Genomic DNA, 15,705 nt, shown 5'->3' on the forward strand with positions numbered 1-15,705 from the left:
TTACCTTCAATAAAAAAAACATTTCAGTAAAGCGACCTTGCAACTGAAATTATTTTAATAACATCAGAAGCAATAAAAAATATCCGCAACATTGCTCTTATGCTCAAAAATACCCTATAAATTTTTGAATTGTTTCCTACAGCATGCGAGGACATATTTTCGCACAAAATAGACATTCTATCCTGAACTAATACAGAATTCACACATTACAAAATTATATTGGCACAATGACTAAAATTATGCCATTAAAAGTGACATGACCATGAAATCAAAATCCAAAGACAACGGCTCCCCCGCCTTGAATCCTGAATCCACTCCGCCAGCTTTCCCCATCGTCGGCGTTGGCGCGTCCGCTGGCGGACTTGAAGCGCTGGAGCATTTTTTGCGGCATGTGCCTGAAAATAGCGGGTTGGCCTTTGTCATTGTCCAACACCTCGACCCCACCCACAAGGGGCTCCTGCCGGAACTGCTCCAGCGCGCCACCGCGATGAAGGTACGGCAGGTCAGGGACAGGATGCCGGTCGAGACGAACTGCGTGTACGTGATTCCGCCCAACCACGACATGTCCATCCTGCATGGCGTGCTGCATCTGTTCAAACCAGCCGCTCCTCGCGGACTGCGCCTCCCCATCGACTTCTTCTTCCGTTCCCTGGCCGAAGACCAGCTGGAACGCAGCATCGGCGTCATCCTTTCCGGCATGGGCTCCGATGGCACGCTGGGCATTCGGGCCATCAAGGAAAAGGCGGGACTGGCCCTGGCGCAGGACCCCGCCTCCGCCAAGTTCGACAGCATGCCCAGAAACGTCATCAACGCAGGACTGGCCGATCTGGTGGCCCCGGTGGAAGAACTGCCCGCAAGGCTCCTCGACCTCATTCAGCATGCACGGGTTGCTGGATCGGTCGTCACCCCGCTTGAAGAGAAGACCCAGGGCGGCCTTGAAAAAATCATCCTTCTGCTGCGCACGAAGACCGGCCATGACTTTTCCCTGTACAAGAAGAACACCCTGTATCGCCGCATCGAACGGCGCATGAACATCCACCAGATCGACAGGATCATGACCTATGTCCGTTTTCTTCAGGAAAATTCCCAGGAAGCGGACCTCCTTTTCAGGGAACTCCTGATCGGGGTGACCAGCTTTTTTCGCGATCCGGCGGCCTGGGAGAAGTTGCAGGCAAATGCCCTTCCGCCTCTCCTCAAGGCATGCCCGGAGAATGGCACCCTGCGAGCCTGGTCGTCTGGCTGCTCCACGGGTGAAGAAGCCTATTCGCTGGCCATCGCCTTCAAGGAGACCGTGGCCAAACTGGCGCCAGAGTCGGGCCTCAAGCTGCGCATCTTTGCCACCGACCTGGACAAAGACGCCATCGACAAGGCCCGTCAAGGCCTCTATCCGCAGGGAATCGGCGCGGATGTTTCACCCGAACGGCTGGACCGTTTCTTCGAACAGGACGGGAACGGCTACCGGATCGGCAAGGAGATCCGGGAGATGGTCACCTTCGCCACGCAGAATGTCATCATGGACTCGCCGTTCACCAAGCTCGATATCATCACCTGCCGTAACCTGCTGATCTATCTCACGCCCGAACTTCAGCAACGGATTATCGGACTCTTCCATTACAGTCTCAAGCCGGAAGGAGTCCTTTTCCTGGGGAGTTCGGAAGCGATCAACGGCAGCACCGACCTCTTCGTACCCATAGACAGCAAATCCAGACTGTTTCTGCGGCGCGGAGCAACCCTCCCACCCCCGTCCATCGCATTCCCGGCGTCATCCATCCCGACCCTGCCGGGCGTCACACAGGAGACCACAATGCTCAAACCGGCGGTCAATATCCAGTCCCTGGCGGACCAAGTGCTGTTGCAACGCTTTTCACCGCCCGCCGTACTGGTCAACAGCAAGGGGGATATCCTCTACATCAGCGGGAGAACGGGAAAATACCTTGAACCGGCGGCGGGCAAGGTCAACTGGAACATTCACGCCATGGCTCGGGAAGGACTGCGTTTTGACCTGGGCACCGCCTTTTCGCAGGCCCTTCGACAAAAAAAGGCCGTCGTCGTCAAAGGACTCACGGTCACGGACGGTGAAACGGCTCAGTGTGTGGACCTCACCGTGCAGGAACTCCAGGATCCCGAGTCGCTGCGCGGCATGGTCATGATCATCTTCACCGACGTGCCAACTCCCCCAAAACAAAAAGCAATCCGCCGTTCCAAGTCGGGAGCGGCCGGCAACGCTCGGGCCATGGAACTGGAACAGGAATTGCAACGCTGCCGTGATGAGCTACGAACAACCCGGGAGGAGATGCAGGCATCTCAGGAAGAACTCAAATCCTTCAACGAAGAGATGCAGTCCACCAATGAGGAGCTGCAATCCACCAATGAGGAATTGACGACCTCTCGTGAAGAGATGCAATCGCTCAACGAGGAGCTGCAGACGGTGAACGCCGAGCAGCAATCAAAGATGGACGAGCTCGCGCGGGTCAATGACGACATGCGCAATCTGCTCAACAGCACGGAGATCGTCACCATCTTTCTCGACAACGACCTCCACGTTCGACGCTTCACTCCCGGCGCCAACAAGATCTTCAAGCTCATCCCCGGCGATGTGGGCCGGCCCCTTTCCGACCTCGTCAGCGACCTTGTCTACCCTGAAATGACCGAGCAGGCCCTGGAGGTGCTCAGGACGCTGGCATTTTCGGAAAAACAGGTTTCCACAACCGACGGCCGATGGTATGCGGTGCGCATCATGCCCTACAGGACCATGAACGATGTCATCGCAGGGCTGGTCATAACCTTCACGAACATCACCTCGGCCAAGGCACTCGAGCGGGAGCTGCGCGAGGAGAATGACCGGCTTAAGCTTCGGCTTGGTGAAGGAGAATCATCATGACCGCATCCAAAAACATGAAAAAAGCAGATCCCGCGCAAGCGCGGCAGGACAAACCGGCGTGCCTCAAGACCGCCGGCACTCGTCCCCTTCTGCCCGAAATCGAGATGAAGCGACTGGTGCAGGAGCTTGAGATTCACCAGATCGAACTGGAGATACAGAACGAAGAGCTGCGCCAGGCTCAGGAAGCGCTTGAGATATCGCGCAATGCCTACGCCGAGCTGTATGACTTCGCCCCCGCGGGCTATTTTTCCTTTGACCGACAGGGCCTGGTGCGCAGCGTCAATCTTCCGGGCGCGCAACTGCTGGGCATCGAACGGCAGCGCCTGCTGGGCATGCCCATGAGCCTTTGGATCGCCGACGCGGATGGACGGGAGCTGTTTTCGAAGCACTGCGCGGATGTTTTAAGCAAAGAGGGAGACGGTCTCTGCGAAATCTGGCTTCAGAGATCGGACGGAATAATGTTTCTTGCCCGCCTGCGAAGCATCGCCAAGTACCCGGTGGAAGGGACGCACGGCGACATCCGGTCCATGATCGCTGACGTTACCGAACAGATCCAGCTCAAGACCGCGCTGCAAAACGCCCATGACCAGCTTGAACAGAAGGTCGCGGAACGAACACGTGAATTGATCCAGGCCAACGAGCGTCTTGTGCAGGAAATCGCCGTGCGCAAAGACACGGAAGAAGCCCTGCGCCTGGCGTTCAAGGAAATCAAGGAGCTCAAGGATCGCCTGCTGGCCGAGAACGTCTATCTCCAGCACGAGGTTGCCCGAAAGTTCAACTTTGGCGAGATCATCGGCCAGAGCAGCGCCATCTCGCAAGTGTTCGACAAGATCGAACAGATCGCGCCCCAGAATACGACCGTGCTTCTCCAGGGCGAGACCGGATGCGGCAAGGGAGTCGTGGCGCGGGCCATCCATGCCCGGAGCCTGCGCAAGGATCGACCGATGGTCACCATCAACTGCACGGCATTGCCTGCCAACCTCATTGAAAGCGAACTCTTCGGACGGGAAAAGGGAGCCTTCACCGGAGCCAACGCCCGGCAGATGGGACGCTTCGAACTGGCCGACGGGGGGACCATCTTTCTGGACGAAATAGGCGAGATGCCGCTGGAACTGCAATGCAAGCTTCTGCGGGTGATCCAGGACGGCGAATTCGAGCGCCTCGGAAGCCCTCGCACCATCAAGGTTGACGTACGGATCATCGCGGCCAGCAACCGCAATCTGGAAGAAGAAATCAAGAATGGCAGCTTCAGGGAAGATCTCTACTACCGGCTCAATGTCTTTCCCATCGCGATCCCGCCGCTCAGGGCCCGCAAGGAAGATATCCGCCTGCTCGTCGATTTTTTCGTCGCCAAGTTCAACAAGAAGATCGGCAAGCGGATACAGACGATTCCCAAGGAAGCCCTCGAAGCGTTGGAGAATTACGACTGGCCCGGCAACGTGCGGGAACTGGAGAGCGTGATCGAACGGGCGACAATAATCAGCCAGGGTCCGTCATTGCGGATTCTGGATCAGTTCAATGCATCGTTCAAATCGAACGAGCCTTCCGGCTCGGACGTAAAGGCCCTGGCCGATCTGGAGCACGACCACATCCTCCATGTGCTCCGAAAAACGAATTGGCGGGTTGAAGGAAAAAATGGCGCCGCGGCCATCCTCGACATCAATCCAAGCACGCTTCGCGCGCGCATGAGAAAGCTCGGAATTCAGCGCAACAACTCGTAACACGCCCAAGCGCCCGTCCGCCCTCCGGTCAGCCATGGCCCAGGCATCGACCCTGCCCCCTCTCTACCAAATTCAATTGCCCCGCCGCGCTTCATCATATCCGACCTGATCGTCATGCCCCTTCCTTGCGACTGCACCGGCAAGACATCCGGGAAGCATGATGATTTCTGGCGCTCCATTCCACACGGACAGACTGCCATATACGGCACCTCCGTCAAATGTGGCCGATTCCCGTTGACGGATTTCCCCATGCTCACGCGCCTCCAACTCTCGCACATCATTGCAATCAGATAGTTACACCTAGGAAAATTCGCAGTGTCGCAGGCACGAAAGTTGCGATTCCAATTACGCCGCAGTCCACACAGACATGGATGCATGGAATAGCGGGCAGTTCAACGTGAACAGGCAATCCTGCTCCCATTCAATCATTCCATCTGGAACCAAACACTCCATGACCGCCTGGTCATATCGGACCATAAACAGGAGGCAGAAAAGTGTTGCAGAACACAGTATCACTCACCGTCGAAACTTTAGCCGAGCTGACGGCGGTACATCAACCGCCATGCCTGTCCCTCTACCAACCAACGCATCGACACGGCCCCGAAAACCAGCAGGACCTGATCAGATTCCGCAACCTGCTCAAGGCAATGGAAACGTCGCTCAAAAAAAAGTACCCTGAACCCGAGACCAGGCACTTTCTGGAGCCGTTTGAGGCTCTCGGGCTTGATCGCGAATTCTGGAACAACACGCTGGATGGGCTGGTTGTCTTGAGTGGCGCGGGAATGTTCCGGGTGTTCCGGCTCAGACGGCCGGTCCCCGAATTGGCCATCGTGGGCAACAGCTTCCACGTCAAGCCCTTGCGGCGTTTCATGCAATACGTCGGGCGTTATCAAATCCTCGGCCTGAGTCTGACCAGAATCCAACTCTTCGAGGGTGACCGTGGCACGCTGGAAGAGATCGAACCCGCCCAGGGAGTCCCGCGAACAATAACCGATGCCCTTGGCTCGGAGTTGACCGAGTCACACCAGACGGTGGCCTCCTACGGCGGTACGGGAGGAAGCGCGAACCCCATGCGTCACGGCCAGGGCGGGAAAAAGGACGAGGCCGACAAGGACACGGAGCGTTTCTTCCGGGCCGTTGATCGCGCGGTGCTTGAACATCACTCGCGCCCTTCCGGCCTGCCGTTGCTCCTGGCCGCACTGCCGGAACACCACCATCTTTTTCGGAGCATCAGCCACAACTCATTTCTCATGGAGGATGGCCTGGATCTGAACCCCTTCGTGCTCACGGCATCCGAACTCCGAGAACGCGCGTGGGAACTGCTCGAACCCCCGTACCAGACCTGGCTGGCCTCGCTGCTTGATGAATACGGAGAAGCGCAATCTCGGGGATTGGGCAGCGGCGATCTTGGAGAAGTCTTGAAAGGGGCCGCTGACGGACGTGTGTCGAAGCTCATGATCGCGTCCGATCGCGAGATTGCCGGGCGCATCCTGGACGATACGGGCAAGTATGAACTCACGGACATGAGTGAAGAGAACGCCGTTGATCTGCTCGACGATCTTGGTGAACTGGTGGACAGAATGGGGGGACAGGTTCTGGTCATGCCTGCCGCACAGATCCCCGGCAAGACAGGGCTGGCAGCCACCTTCCGATACTGACCGGCAGGCAGTCGGGGAGAAATGCGCCAGACAGCGCGTCCACCAAGAACCCGCTGTCATATTTAGCAGATTCAGAGCATATGACGGACCAATCGGATGGACTCACCATCCCATGTATTCGGCTCAATAATTTTAACAATTAATTCAGAATATTGCTGTAGATAATTTATTGAGATTCAGCGGAACGCTTATTGCTCATATCATTACATCGCCAATATATAACAAAAGAGGTGTATATGAAAATTCTTAGATACTTTTCCGCTTTATTACTCGTCGGCCTTCTCTTTACAGGCACATCCTCCTGTTTTGCCCAAGGTACAACAGCAAGTCCGGCTCCCGACGTCGATGGATATGTGTGGATGAAGTCAACCGATCCCGAGAAAAAGGCATTTCTTTTCGGGGCAGGAACAGCCGTCGCGCTTGAATACCAGATGCGGGCAAAACGCTCGGAAGAACCGTCCAAGTTCATCAAGGGATGGGTCGAGGCTTTTGACAACATGAGCTGGGCGGAAATGGCTTCCAGACTCGACAATTATTACGAATCGAACCCTGACAAGGCAAACAGGCTGGTCTTTGACGTGCTTTGGCATGAAATGATCAAGCCCAACCTGAAAAACTAAGGAGCGGATATGCAAAAAATACTTCTCTCTCTCATGATACTGATGCTTTTAAGCGCTTCCGCCTGCACCAACATGTCCCGCACGCAGCAGGGCGCATTGTCGGGCGGTGCCATCGGAGCCGGAGCGGGCCTTGGAATCAGCGCCCTGACTGGAGGCTCGCTGGGTGCCGGCGCCCTGATTGGCGGGGCGCTGGGCGGAGTCGCGGGCGGCATTTACGGAAATCAGAAATAATGACTTTCAACTGTGCAGCAAACACTGGAGTTACCATGAACGGATTTATTGAAAAACACATGCCGGGCAAGGCTCACGGCATTCTTCTACTCGCACTGCTGGCCATGATGTGCCTTTTCTCAAGCGCCGCGACGGCAAGAACCGGCGAAGAGATCGACACGCATGCCGACATGACGCTGCAGCGTTTTTACAAAGAAGTGAACGGCGGCAAGGAGATTGCCCAGGAAGCCAAGGCGCTCCTCATCATGTCCGATGTCACCAAGGCCGGCTTTGTTCTTGGCGGGACCTATGGCCAGGGCGCTCTTCGCGTGAACGGCAAGACCATCGGATACTACAATCTCATTGCCGGATCGTATGGGTTCACCTTTGGCGCGGAACAGATGGACATCATCCTCGCCTTCATGACCCAGCAGGCGCTCGATGACTTCATCAAGATTGACGGCTGGGAGATCGGCGTCACCGGCAACGTCGCGTTCATCGATGTCGGAGGCGGCAAGAGACTGGACACCACTTCGCTCAAAGACCCTGTCGTGGCCTTTGTGTTCAGTCCCGAGGGGCTGATGGTCGATGCGTCCCTGAAGGGCGCAAAGTTCACCAAGCTCAACAAATAAGCTGTCATTTGCCGCGCAAGGCAGGATCGCGCGCCCGCGGGATGCGATCCCGCCCTGTCCGGCGAAGGAGGAAACAATCATGGGACTCATACTCATCGTCATTCTTGTTCTCATACTCCTTGGAGCCTTGCCGACATGGCCCCACAGCAGGAGCTGGGGATATTACCCCAGCGGCGGACTTGGGCTGATACTTCTGATCGTGCTCATCCTGATGCTGATGGGAAGAATCTGAGGCCAAGCCGGAGCTTCTCTCCGGCTTGGCAGTCAGTAACAGCATGGCGTCTTTCCAGGGATTCATGAAAATTTAGGGGACTACCATGGACACACAACATTCGACCGACGCAAAACTCAAATCACTGATGGAAATGCTTGAAAGCAAGGACGGCCTGATTCGCCAGAAGGCTCGGATAGCGCTGGTGGAACTGGACGGACCCGCCGTCATGCCTCTCTCGGAGGCACTCACGCACTCAAAGCTGGATCAGACCCGTTGGGGCGCCGCCAAAGCCCTTGGCGAGATCGTCGATGCCAGATCAATCCCCGCGCTTGTGGACGCACTCGAAGACAAGAACGCCGATGTGGCCTGGCTTGCGGGTGTAGCGCTGCGAAAATTCGAAAAGGCGGCCTGGAAACTCCTGCTGCAGAAATTGATCGAAAGTGGAGTGGACTCCGTAAGGCTGCGTAACGGAACGCGCCATGTGTTCAGTGGTCAAAAGGCGGAAGGATTCAACGACCTGCTGGAGGAACTCATGACCGCCCTTGAAGACTCGGCACTACCGGAAGCCGGGGGAATCGTCGCGGGAGAAATCCTGAAGCGCATGAGAAGCGATGACGCGGATTGGGACTGAGGCCCGTGGGCACAGTATGAGTCACAATCTCCTTCTATTAACCCATGCATCGAATTTTCAAGAATCACGAACAATATTATTGTTACTAAGTAAACAATGGAGATAAAATAATGGAAAATTTTGCAAATATTTTCAAAATCATTCTGTGCACTCTGCTCGTGACATCAATCATGAGCTGTGCAGGAACAAGCAAACGTGAAAGTACAGGTCAGTACGTTGATGACTCAACTATAACAGCAAAAATAAAAGCAGAAATATTCAAAGACGATTCTTTGAAGTCACTACAGATAACAGTTGTCACATACAAGGGAATTGTTCAGCTAAGCGGATTTGTTGACTCAGCCAAAAACGTCAAAAAAGCTGGAGATATCGCAAGAAGCGTAGATGGAGTGAAATCTGTCAAGAACGACCTTGTTGTCAGATGAAGTATTTTTACGACACATAAACTCTTTGTATTTAAAACTGCATGCGTAATGCGATAAATACATATTAATCATCAAGCAAATACCGATCCTGAAGAACATTCTTCGGATCCAAGACAAACGGAGACAATCATAATGGCTCATACTTACGACAACAAAAAGATTATAAACAAGGAAATGCGTCACATCATGGAGCATGCCGAAGCCCTCGTGGACGCGACAGCAGGAGAGCTTGACGAGCGCATCGCAAAAGCCAGGACCATGCTCAAGGATCGTCTTGATTCGGCCAAGGACGAATACGGCGAACTGGAAGCCAAAGTCATGGACAAGGTGCAGTCAGCCGATGAGTTCATTCATCTCAAACCATACTATGTCGTCGGCGGAACCTTTATCTCCGGCCTGCTTCTGGGTTGGATGATGACCAGGAAATAACGTGAACAGGCTCCCCATGGAGATTTTCGGATTCAATGGCGCGGCAACCAGGCTCGGCAGGGTTACCGCCCAAATCCTTCAGGACCGCCTGGAGCTGCTTGCACTTGAATTGCGCGAGGCGAAAATCCTTTTTGCGCAGGCATTGATACTGGTTTGTCTGGGCGTGGCGTTCTGCCTGCTCGGCCTCTTGCTGCTGATTCTGGCCACAGTGTACGGGTTGCCCCCCGAATGGCGGGTCTATGGACTCGCGGCCACGGCCCTGGTCAGTCTGCTGGCCGGAGCGGCCGCCTTTCGCGCCCTGAACAGAATTCTTGGACAAAGCCCCCTGGCCTTTGACCAGAGCGTGGCCGAACTCAAAAAGGACGCAACATGTTTCTTGACCAAAAACTAGGTCTGATTCGGGAGGAAAAAGCCAGGCTTGGCATTTGCTGCGACCTTCACCGGCATCTGGCTCATGTCGAATTCCGGGAAATGGTGTCCGGAGCGTTGCACACAGCCTCGAATGTCGCCCTGGGATTCGCCGTGGTCGAACAGATCGTCCGCCTCCTGCGAGACCGCAAAGACAGACGACAGTAACAATCACCCTGCTCTGTCAAACACGGACAGCGACTTGCACGGACTGACTGCTTTTCGGGTCCGATAGTTTTCTCGCGATTGCGACACCGCGCATGAATGACATGCTCACAATGCATCCTTGCTGGGGTTTGTGTGTTCTGTCCTCCATTCGTGCGCGGTGTTGCAATCGCGAGTTGAAGATATCCTCCAGATTATAAGAAGACCTGGAGGAAAAATTTTGTGCTCGTATATTTAGAGCGGCCAAATGTGAAATCTTGCAGTAGCGCCATATGTGACGGATTCATCTTCTTTGCTTCTCCAGCACGATATTAAAATCAATCTATTTTATTCTTTATAATCATTCACTTACACAACATAAAAAACAATGCGAAGTCTGGCACGTTCATTGCGGTGTACATCATACCCTCTGGAAACGTGTCGCCCCTCATTTCAATAAAAAATCCGGGGCTGTGAAAGAGCGGAAAACGTTTGAATTTTATTACAAAAAAGGAGCGGCGCATGAAGTCCAGCACAAAGAATCAAACAAAAGGCGTTTACCATGAGACCAAAGGCAAGATCAAGGAAACCGTCGGAAAGATTATCGACAACCCATCCTTGGAGGCCGAAGGACTAGCGGAAAAAACAGCAGGCAAGGCGCAGAAGAAAGTAGGAGAGGTGGAAAAAGTCCTGAATGAATAACGGTCAGGCCCAGCTTTTATTCACCCAAAAAGCGTCCACAAGAATCCGCGACATACAGATACTACTACCAGTAACCGGAGAGCGTACGTGCTCTCCGGGCAACCTCGTATCTTACAAATTTATAAAGGGCACATTTTAATGAAAACAACACTCCTTAGGTCCCTGCTTTTGGCAACGGCGGCTTTTTTCATCCTCGGCATGCCTTTGCAGGCGTCAGATTCGGATCGAAACATAGAAAAATCAGCCAAACAATCACATGTATTCAAAAAATACCTGCAGGACGATGATATCAAAATAGAGTCCAAAGATGGCGCTGTCACTATGACAGGAGTTGTATCTGGAAGCTACCACAAAGCCCTGGCACAGGAAACCGTAGAAAATATCCCTGGAGTCAAAAGCGTAGACAACAAGCTTGAATACAAAAACGTTCCTCCTTCTGCAAACACAGACGCATGGATACGCGACAATGTTGTTTCGACACTTTTATTTCACCGTAGCGTCAGCCCTTCCACGACCCAGATCAATGTCAAAGACGGAGTGGTTACACTCAAAGGCGAAGCATCAAGTGAGGCTCAAAAGGAATTAACCACTGAATACGCTATGGATGTCGATGGCGTAAAGGACGTTGAGAATGAAATGACCGTGGCGAAGGATCAAGAAAAGGAAAAGGCGGAAAAGGCGGAAAAATCGCAAAGTATCAGCGAAACCATTGATGACGTATCCATCACCACCCAGGTCAAAATGACACTCCTCTACCACCGCTCGACCAGCGCCCTCAAAACCAAGGTCGAAACCCAGGACGGCGTAGTCACACTGACTGGAGAGGCAAAGAACGCGGCAGAAGCAAATCTGGCCACCAAACTTGCCGCCGATGTGAACGGCGTAAAGGAAGTCAAAAACCAAATGACCGTCAAATAAAGTTCAGCTCACGACAACAAAACGAGAATGGCCATGAAAACAATAAGCATAATCGGAATTCTGCTGATCGTCATAGGAATAGCGGCTTTTGCTTACCAGGGCATAACCTACACGACCCAGGAAAAAGTCGTTGATCTCGGACCACTCCAGATGACGGCAGAAAAAACGCGGACGATTCCTCTGCCCCCTATCATGGGCGCGATCGCTCTGGCGGGCGGCGTCGTACTTCTGATCGTGGGGAAAAAGAAAGCTTAAAAGAAGCCCTGTCCTGCCTGGAAAACAAGACACCACCCTTCACTCGAAAAATTCAACGGAGGACACAATGTTATATACTATCGCCGGCGTACTTGTAATTTTATGGCTGCTTGGCATCGTCAGTGGATACACAATGGGTTCATTTATTCATATACTCCTTGTGATCGCCGTCATTGTGATTCTAGTAAATTTTATCCAGGGAAGACGCACACTCTGACATCGCTGCAAAAAATCATCACTCCCGAGAAAGGGGATCCATGCCTTTTAAACTATCTGAAAAAGAATGGGTTCCCTACTCTCGGTATTGACATAGAGGCTCTTTCGCGACTTTTTGCAGTGACGTCATACTCTAATTAGCGAGGATCACGGATATGATAAAATATTATATTGCTGTCGCATGCCTGTTTTTCTCATCTATCACTGGAAACTTGGCATCTGCCAATGAGCCAGAGCTAGCTTACTTCATAACCCCATATATCGGCTATACTTGGTATGATGACGAGCAAAATGTTGACGACAATCCCGCTTATGGAGTTCGTATTGGATACAATTTCACAAAGTATTTTGGAATGGAAACGTCCTTGGAATATACCGACACGAACTATGACAACGACAACGATTCCAGGTCAGTCAATATCGGCAATTATCGACTGGACGCCATATTCAATCTACTCCCAGACAACCAGCTAGTCCCCTTTGTTTTTGCCGGAGTTGGCGGACAGTACATTGATTATCCAAGAGGAATTGACGACAGAAACGCCGCGACACTCAATTACGGCGCAGGATTGAAATATTTCCTGGACGAATCCGTGGCCTTGCGGGCTGACATCCGTCAGATCCATATCTTTCAGAATATTGATGATCTCGATGACAGGCGCGATATAGAAGCGACTGTCGGAGTCACTTATTATTTTGGCGGACCCGAGGCGCAGCCTGCTCCAGATCCGACTCCGGTCAGCCAGGCAACCGCCGCCCCCATGGTCGCGCAACAAACCGCGGTTGCCGAGACGCAGCCGGAGGTAGTGGTGCTCGTATTTGAAGACATCCACTTCGATTTCGATTCATCGGCCCTCAAACCGGAAGCCAAAGCAATTCTGAAAAGGAATATTCAACTCCTGAAGGATAATCCGAGAACACACATCCGCATTGCAGGCTACACGTCTGCCTCGGGGTCTGCAGAATACAACAAGAAACTCAGTGAACGCAGGGCAAACGCCGTCAAGAACTACCTCATAAATGAGGGCATCATCACTGAAGAGCGGCTCTCCATGATCGGCTACGGAGAGATGAACCCTGCCAAATATGAAGCTTCTCCGCAGGACATATTGTCTCAAGCGGCCAAAGCGAACATGCGGGTTCTCTTTGAAATCATAGTTAAATAAAAAGTGCTTTAATTTACAAGTATGATATAACATACTTTGAATTTTTATAAACAAATCAACCTCGCTGCAGCTGAGCAAAATAAATATCATATTTAAACATGTGATTTATTTATACTAAAATAAAAAATGAATCATAAACCCAACATGGTTCAGCTGCAGCAAAAATTACTTAAAAAACGCAAACATATTTCTTGCTATAAAACCGATTTCTGCGCGCTATGTAGCCTGATTTGCATGGAGATTCATCATGAAGAGCCGAGTCGATCAATCTGAAAATTTCGATCTGCTTCGCCGCAAGGCTGAAGACGTCATTCGAAAAAAAGAAACAGCTCCGTTGGAGAGTCTCCCAACCGTCCCTGTCGAAGACGCCTCGTGGATGGTTCATGAACTGCGCGTTCATCAAATCGAGCTTGAAATGCAGAATGAGGAATTACACAGGACGCATGAAGATCTTGAAAAAGAGCACGAGCAATATCTGGATCTCTACGACTTTGCGCCAGTTGGATATTGCACCATCTCGGAAGAGGGGCAGGTCATGGCAACAAATCTCACTGCCACGACAATGCTCGGCATGACCCGAAACAACCTCATTGGCCAGCGTATAACCCGCTTCATCCGTGACAAGGAACAACACACCTTCTCTCGCAACATACGGCACCTTTTCGCAACCGGGGAAGCACAGGGCTGCGAACTGGGCATGATAAAATCCGACGGGACCCACTTCTGGGCCAGCCTCAAGGCGGTCTTGAAACGGGACATGAACATCCCCGTTTGCCGCGTCATCATAAGCGACACCAGCGGCAGAAAAAAGGCCGAAAAGGCGCTGGCCGAGAGCGAACTGCATTTCAGAAACCTGGCCAACTGCGGCCAGGCGCTGATCTGGACCTCCGGAAAAGACAAACTGTGCGATTATTTCAACGAACCATGGCTGACCTTCACCGGGCGCACTCTGGAGGAGGAACTCGGCAACGGCTGGCTGCAAGGGGTCCATGAGGAGGATTTCGATCGCTGCATGACCACCTATGTCACGGCCTTTGACCGGCGCGAACCTTTCAGCATGGAGTACCGCTTGCGCCATGCCAGTGGCGAATACCGCTGGCTGGTCGATCAGGGCACGCCACGCTTCGACTCCGGGGGCGCATTCGTCGGGTACATCGGCCATTGTCTGGACATCACTTCCCGCAAACACATGGAAGAGGAGCTTCTGGCCACCAAAAAAGCGGCTGAAACGGCGAATACTGCCAAGAGCGCTTTTCTGGCCAACATGAGCCATGAAATCAGGACCCCTCTGAACGGCCTGCTGGGCATGATGCAACTGTTGGAATTCACGGAAACTAGCGACGAACAGCGCACGTACATCGAGATGGCCATCCGCTCCGGGGGCAGGCTTACCCGCCTCTTGAGCGACATCCTCGATCTTTCCCGCATCGAGGCTGGCCGGATGCCGTTAAGCGAGGAGCCGTTCGACCTGTCCGAAACGTATGCCGCCATTACCGACAGTTTCGGCCCGCTGAGCATTCAAAAGAATCTGCCCGTGCGCATCGACGTCGCGCCGGACGTTCCGCTGGAAGTGTTCGGAGATGAGGTCCGCGTGCGTCAGGTGCTCTTCAATCTCGTCGGAAACGCCATGAAATTTTGCGACCAGGGAGAGGTCAGGATCGAGGTGTGTACGCTGCTTCCCATGCCGCCGGATACCGTTCGCGTGCTGTTCTGCGTTTCCGACACGGGCGCGGGGATGAGCGATACGACACTTGAAACCTTGGGTTCACCCTTTACCCAGGCCAGCAACGGTTTCACCCGCAAGCACCAGGGAGCAGGGCTTGGGCTCTCCATCTGCAAGCGTCTTGTTTCCGCCATGGGTGGGACGCTGACCTTCGAGAGCACCCATGGAGCCGGGACCACCGCGTACCTGATGCTTCCATTCAGGCGGCGGGCGTATTCAAGGCTCCCGGACCAGTCCGGCACCGACTCAGCCACGCCATCGCTTCGAATTCTGCTCGTCGAAGACGACGCAACAAGCCGCATGGCTGAAAAGGAGATGCTCAAAAGGATGGGCCACTCCGTGCAGACGGCGTGCAACGGGATTGAAGCGCTCAAAAGCATGCGGCTGAATACCTTTGATTGCGTGCTTATGGATGTGCAGATGGAGGTCATGGACGGCCTGGAGACCACCAAAAAAATCAGGACGGACGTTTCCAGATTTTTTGACCCCACAATCCCCATTGTCGCCATGACGGCATATGCCATGTCTGGCGATCGAGAGCGGTTCTTGATGGCCGGCATGGATGACTACATCTCAAAACCATTCGACCTCGGCAATCTGACAAAAGTGCTCGGCAGCCTAGACGTCAATGACGGCAAATGACCAGAACGCTCCGCCTGCACGCCGCGCCGTCTCTTCGCTTCAGTGCTGAAGACACTGCGCGGCCTTAGAAATTTCAAAGAATTCGCAGCCAGGGCAAATCTCATGCTTTC

General features: G+C 53.2%; 18 protein-coding genes. All 18 read left to right on the forward strand.

The window, feature by feature from the left end; genetic code table 11:
- The first annotated feature begins 262 nt into the window (after window positions 1-262).
- The 18 genes from BMZ24_RS01860 (at window position 263) to BMZ24_RS01940 (ending at window position 15,595) form a co-directional block, all read left to right on the forward strand.
- Window positions 263-2,881 (forward strand): chemotaxis protein CheB, encoded by a 2,619-nt coding sequence (locus tag BMZ24_RS01860; RefSeq protein ID WP_092189516.1) that lies wholly within the window; start codon window positions 263-265, stop codon window positions 2,879-2,881.
- Complete coding sequence (locus BMZ24_RS01865) at window positions 2,878-4,602, forward strand: sigma-54 interaction domain-containing protein (protein WP_092188688.1); 1,725 nt, start codon at window positions 2,878-2,880, stop codon at window positions 4,600-4,602. The genes BMZ24_RS01860 and BMZ24_RS01865 overlap by 4 nt, the downstream gene beginning before the upstream one ends.
- A gap of 494 nt (window positions 4,603-5,096) precedes the next feature.
- Window positions 5,097-6,260 (forward strand): baeRF3 domain-containing protein, encoded by a 1,164-nt coding sequence (locus tag BMZ24_RS01870; protein WP_161949008.1) that lies wholly within the window; start codon window positions 5,097-5,099, stop codon window positions 6,258-6,260.
- 236 nt (window positions 6,261-6,496) lie between these two features.
- Entirely contained in the window at window positions 6,497-6,880 is a 384-nt protein-coding gene (locus BMZ24_RS01875; protein ID WP_143077813.1) for a hypothetical protein, read from the forward strand.
- 9 nt (window positions 6,881-6,889) lie between these two features.
- A complete protein-coding gene (locus tag BMZ24_RS01880; RefSeq protein WP_092188691.1) occupies window positions 6,890-7,111 on the forward strand; it encodes a cell envelope biogenesis protein OmpA in 222 nt (73 codons plus the stop codon).
- A 35-nt stretch (window positions 7,112-7,146) separates the two neighbouring features.
- Window positions 7,147-7,722 carry a lipid-binding SYLF domain-containing protein gene (locus tag BMZ24_RS01885; protein WP_092188693.1) on the forward strand — a complete coding sequence of 192 codons (576 nt, stop codon included), beginning with the start codon at window positions 7,147-7,149 and terminating at the stop codon, window positions 7,720-7,722.
- Between the two features lie 79 nt (window positions 7,723-7,801).
- Window positions 7,802-7,954: a DUF3309 family protein gene (locus BMZ24_RS01890; protein ID WP_208599791.1), complete on the forward strand. Its 153-nt coding sequence runs from the start codon at window positions 7,802-7,804 to the stop codon at window positions 7,952-7,954.
- A gap of 85 nt (window positions 7,955-8,039) precedes the next feature.
- On the forward strand, window positions 8,040-8,567 hold the full coding sequence (locus BMZ24_RS01895) for a HEAT repeat domain-containing protein (RefSeq protein ID WP_092188697.1): 528 nt from the start codon (window positions 8,040-8,042) through the stop codon (window positions 8,565-8,567).
- Between the two features lie 110 nt (window positions 8,568-8,677).
- Window positions 8,678-8,992 (forward strand): BON domain-containing protein, encoded by a 315-nt coding sequence (locus BMZ24_RS01900; RefSeq protein ID WP_092188699.1) that lies wholly within the window; start codon window positions 8,678-8,680, stop codon window positions 8,990-8,992.
- A gap of 132 nt (window positions 8,993-9,124) precedes the next feature.
- A complete protein-coding gene (locus tag BMZ24_RS01905) occupies window positions 9,125-9,421 on the forward strand; it encodes an ElaB/YgaM/YqjD family protein (RefSeq protein WP_092188701.1) in 297 nt (98 codons plus the stop codon).
- A gap of 1 nt (window position 9,422) precedes the next feature.
- Entirely contained in the window at window positions 9,423-9,812 is a 390-nt protein-coding gene (locus BMZ24_RS01910) for a phage holin family protein (RefSeq protein WP_092188703.1), read from the forward strand.
- Window positions 9,791-9,997 (forward strand): hypothetical protein, encoded by a 207-nt coding sequence (locus BMZ24_RS19360; RefSeq protein WP_143077814.1) that lies wholly within the window; start codon window positions 9,791-9,793, stop codon window positions 9,995-9,997. The genes BMZ24_RS01910 and BMZ24_RS19360 overlap by 22 nt, the downstream gene beginning before the upstream one ends.
- A 498-nt stretch (window positions 9,998-10,495) precedes the next feature.
- A complete protein-coding gene (locus BMZ24_RS01920) occupies window positions 10,496-10,675 on the forward strand; it encodes a CsbD family protein (RefSeq protein ID WP_092188707.1) in 180 nt (59 codons plus the stop codon).
- A gap of 87 nt (window positions 10,676-10,762) precedes the next feature.
- Window positions 10,763-11,593: a BON domain-containing protein gene (locus BMZ24_RS01925; RefSeq protein ID WP_244150263.1), complete on the forward strand. Its 831-nt coding sequence runs from the start codon at window positions 10,763-10,765 to the stop codon at window positions 11,591-11,593.
- Between the two features lie 33 nt (window positions 11,594-11,626).
- Window positions 11,627-11,848 carry a DUF3185 domain-containing protein gene (locus tag BMZ24_RS01930; RefSeq protein ID WP_092188709.1) on the forward strand — a complete coding sequence of 74 codons (222 nt, stop codon included), beginning with the start codon at window positions 11,627-11,629 and terminating at the stop codon, window positions 11,846-11,848.
- Between the two features lie 67 nt (window positions 11,849-11,915).
- Entirely contained in the window at window positions 11,916-12,065 is a 150-nt protein-coding gene (locus BMZ24_RS20460) for a lmo0937 family membrane protein (RefSeq protein ID WP_143077815.1), read from the forward strand.
- Between the two features lie 154 nt (window positions 12,066-12,219).
- Window positions 12,220-13,230, forward strand: coding sequence for an OmpA family protein (locus BMZ24_RS01935; RefSeq protein ID WP_092188711.1), 1,011 nt, complete (start codon window positions 12,220-12,222; stop codon window positions 13,228-13,230).
- Between the two features lie 247 nt (window positions 13,231-13,477).
- Entirely contained in the window at window positions 13,478-15,595 is a 2,118-nt protein-coding gene (locus tag BMZ24_RS01940; RefSeq protein WP_092188713.1) for a PAS domain-containing hybrid sensor histidine kinase/response regulator, read from the forward strand.
- Window positions 15,596-15,705 lie beyond the last annotated feature (110 nt).

Source organism: Desulfomicrobium norvegicum, from assembly GCF_900114595.1.
GTDB lineage: Bacteria > Desulfobacterota > Desulfovibrionia > Desulfovibrionales > Desulfomicrobiaceae > Desulfomicrobium > Desulfomicrobium macestii.

Excerpts from the sequence above, each read along its gene's own strand:
- BMZ24_RS01860 (WP_092189516.1), top strand. The coding sequence starts at position 263 with ATGAAATCAAAATCCAAAGACAACGGCTCCCCCGCCTTGAATCCTGAA.
- BMZ24_RS01865 (WP_092188688.1), top strand. The coding sequence starts at position 2,878 with ATGACCGCATCCAAAAACATGAAAAAAGCAGATCCCGCGCAAGCGCGG.
- BMZ24_RS01875 (WP_143077813.1), top strand. The coding sequence starts at position 6,497 with ATGAAAATTCTTAGATACTTTTCCGCTTTATTACTCGTCGGCCTTCTC.
- BMZ24_RS01880 (WP_092188691.1), top strand. The coding sequence starts at position 6,890 with ATGCAAAAAATACTTCTCTCTCTCATGATACTGATGCTTTTAAGCGCT.
- BMZ24_RS01885 (WP_092188693.1), top strand. The coding sequence starts at position 7,147 with ATGAACGGATTTATTGAAAAACACATGCCGGGCAAGGCTCACGGCATT.
- BMZ24_RS01890 (WP_208599791.1), top strand. The coding sequence starts at position 7,802 with ATGGGACTCATACTCATCGTCATTCTTGTTCTCATACTCCTTGGAGCC.
- BMZ24_RS01895 (WP_092188697.1), top strand. The coding sequence starts at position 8,040 with ATGGACACACAACATTCGACCGACGCAAAACTCAAATCACTGATGGAA.
- BMZ24_RS01900 (WP_092188699.1), top strand. The coding sequence starts at position 8,678 with ATGGAAAATTTTGCAAATATTTTCAAAATCATTCTGTGCACTCTGCTC.
- BMZ24_RS01905 (WP_092188701.1), top strand. The coding sequence starts at position 9,125 with ATGGCTCATACTTACGACAACAAAAAGATTATAAACAAGGAAATGCGT.
- BMZ24_RS19360 (WP_143077814.1), top strand. The coding sequence starts at position 9,791 with ATGTTTCTTGACCAAAAACTAGGTCTGATTCGGGAGGAAAAAGCCAGG.
- BMZ24_RS01920 (WP_092188707.1), top strand. The coding sequence starts at position 10,496 with ATGAAGTCCAGCACAAAGAATCAAACAAAAGGCGTTTACCATGAGACC.
- BMZ24_RS01930 (WP_092188709.1), top strand. The coding sequence starts at position 11,627 with ATGAAAACAATAAGCATAATCGGAATTCTGCTGATCGTCATAGGAATA.
- BMZ24_RS20460 (WP_143077815.1), top strand. The coding sequence starts at position 11,916 with ATGTTATATACTATCGCCGGCGTACTTGTAATTTTATGGCTGCTTGGC.
- BMZ24_RS01935 (WP_092188711.1), top strand. The coding sequence starts at position 12,220 with ATGATAAAATATTATATTGCTGTCGCATGCCTGTTTTTCTCATCTATC.
- BMZ24_RS01940 (WP_092188713.1), top strand. The coding sequence starts at position 13,478 with ATGAAGAGCCGAGTCGATCAATCTGAAAATTTCGATCTGCTTCGCCGC.